Source organism: Kitasatospora sp. NPDC003701 (genome assembly GCF_053587085.1).
In genome coordinates this window covers 1-2802 of record NZ_JBSFNM010000157.1, presented here as the reverse complement: position 1 = coordinate 2802, position 2802 = coordinate 1, and the positions used below count along the sequence as shown (strand labels likewise).

At 70.6% G+C, this 2802-nt stretch carries 1 protein-coding gene; it reads right to left on the bottom strand.

Translation table 11 applies throughout. The annotated features are described in order from the left end of the window. Window positions 1-335: 335 nt before the first annotated feature. Window positions 336-1187 carry an AfsR/SARP family transcriptional regulator gene (locus ACWDRR_RS44325; RefSeq protein WP_449778019.1) on the bottom strand — a complete coding sequence of 284 codons (852 nt, stop codon included), beginning with the start codon at window positions 1185-1187 and terminating at the stop codon, window positions 336-338. Window positions 1188-2802 lie beyond the last annotated feature (1615 nt).

The window sequence follows — 2802 nt, the reverse complement described above, 5'->3', positions numbered from 1 at the left end:
TCGAGCCGCACCAGCACACCCGGGTGCGCGCCACGCTCCCGCTCACCGCGGTCACGGTTCGTGATTCTGCTCAGCAAGGCCTTGACCCTCTCGGAACTCCTGGGCGGGCTGACGCGCGGCCGCTCCCCGTGGGGCGCCGCCAAACGCGTCTCCTGCCTACTTTCTAGGAGGCCGCCCTATACTCCCTCGATACAGGAGCTCCAGGTCGGGCGCGAAGTGACCTCGGCCAAGGCCGAACCAAGATCCTTCTCTTGCCCGCCCCCGGCCGTTCGCCCCCGTCCGACCGCGGGAGCCCGAGTGAGCCCCGCGGTCGGACGGTGACACCGGATCACCGGTCAGGCCACGCCGCCCAGCACCGGGATGCCGCGGAACACGGACGCCACCGGCCTCGTCTGGGAGGGGATCCGGACGATCTCCCCGGTGAGGATCTCCTGGTAGGTGTTGGTGAGGACCGGGCTGGGGTCGACCCCCAGCTCGTCCACCAGCAGCCGCCGCCCCTCGTTGAACAGGCTCACCGCCTCGGCCTGGCGGGCGGACCGGGAGAGCGCGACCATCAAGTGCGCGCGGAACCGTTCCTGCAGCGGGTAGGCCGCCACCAGGCCGGTGAGCTCCGCGATCAGCTCACGGTGCCTGCCGAGCGCCAGGTCGGCCTCGATCCGGGACTCGTGGACGGCGCGCCGCCGCTCCTCCCAGGCCGGCCCCTCGGTGTCGGCCAACCACTTGGTGCCGTCGGCCAGGGCCTCGCCGTCCCACAGGTCCAGCGCCCGGCTGAACAGCTCGGCCGCCCGGGCCCACTGCCCGCCGTCCAACGCGGTCTGACCGGCCCGGGCCAGGGCCTCGAACTCCACGTGGTCGCACCAGACGTGGCTCATGTCGATCCGGTAGCTCGAGCGCAGGCGGGTGATCGGGACGAGCACGCCGAGGCGCTTGCGCAACCTGGAGGCGTAGGTGTGGATCTGCGCCCCGACGGTGCTGGGCGGCTCCCAGTCCCACAGCAGACGGGTCATTTGGGTGTCGGACAACGGCCTGCCGTTGGCCAGCAGGAGCGCGGCGAGCATCGTTCGCTGCTTGACCCCGCCCAGGGCGTCCTCGGCGCCGCCGATGACGGCGCGGATCGGGCCGAGGATGCGGATCCGCACCTCTTCCCCCACGGCGGGACCCTGGACGTCGACACCTTCCATCGCCATCACCGATCACCCAGCGGGCCGCGGAAGGAGGTGCCCACCCCTCTGAGCACCGGCACATTCCTGGCACCGGGCATGACTGCCCGCGATCCTGACATGAGTCCCCCTGTGATCTCATTTGTCTATGGCTGTCCCGCAATGACGACCCCCCCGACCACAGCCGCGTCCAGGCAGTTGGTGGGGAGCGCGGCCCTGCGAGTCGGACACAGGCACCACGACCGCCGAAGCAATGCTTAAACAGGACAGACTGTCTGATGAAGTCTCAAACTCTGACCTCAGGCAGTCTTTTCCCTGACGCCGTGGTAAGTCAACCAGCAATCGAGCGTAACACTGCACTACATCGCGACCGAAGCTAGTTCCGCCCCGCCTGGAAGCGACGAGCAATGATGCCGGAGCCCGGCTCCCGCACGGGAATGGCATGGGACGCGGACGCCGAACGGGCAAAGTTGGCGCGACCTCGTCAATTCAGCCGACCGCACCGACCTGCGGCCCGGCCGCCGGGCGAGCCCCCTCGATCCGGCCGCCGGAACATTTGACTGTCCGTCAGCACGCCCGCGCGAATCCGGGGCCGAGCGCGACCGTCGGACTGCCGGACACCGTCCGCGAGTCGACCGATCCCCGCGACCGTCCGGACGCCGACTGCGCCGGTCCGCCCACGGTCACGGGCGGACCGGCGAACGGTGGCCGCGCGGCTGGTCGACGATCGCACCCCGGACCGCCCGCTCCACCCACGTCACCGAACCGTCACGATGAGCAACCGCCGCAGGGTCGCCCCCACCCCGGCCGGCCCCTCCCCCACAGGGTCCGGGACATCGTGGAGACCGAGCACCGGAGCTCCAGTCGTTACTCGGACAACAGCGGGAGTGACTCCCGCCGATGGCCCCCACCCGGATTCGGGTGACGACCCGGTCCGCGTCGATCGGAACTCCGCGCGGTCGCGGAAATCGCCGCCGGAAGCACCGGCGGGAATTCCGGGATTACCGCCGCGCGCATTCGCGGGCCACGCTTCGGGCTGAATCCGCGGTTCGACCCGAGAGGACCTGGATTCCCCCCGGGAATCAAAGGCGTGATCCGCCTGCGGGCCGATCGATTCGACACCCCGGAATTCGCGCGCCGAGATGTCCCGCCAAGGTGCACGGCAGTGCATTTCCCGGCCGGATGCTCCGCGTACGGGCGTGCCCACCGAATTCGACGCGCCCACCCGGAGTGGAAGGGGAGCGCGGCAGCCGGTCGGCCGCCGCACCCACGCACCGCGGACCCACGGGGTCCGCCCTTCAGCACGTCCCCGTCGGTGACGCGCCCGGCGCCGGGGCACGTCCTTCGAGCGGATGCACCGTCACCAGCCTTGCCCGGCAGGCCTCCAGTGGCACACGGCGGGCGGCTCCACCCGCCCGGCCGCCCCTGATCTTGTCAGGGGTTCCTCAGGGTTGAAATCAGGGACAGTCCTGAGGTACGGACACCGCACGCGGCCCTAACGTCGGTGCGGCGGGCGACCGATGCCCTCGACCGATGCCCCGATGAAAGGCGCGCGAGTGTTCCGGAACAAGGTGCTACCGACACGGGTTTCGAGCCCGGCCTTCGTCGGCGCGGAGAGGGCGGGCGACGTTGTCCGCCTGGC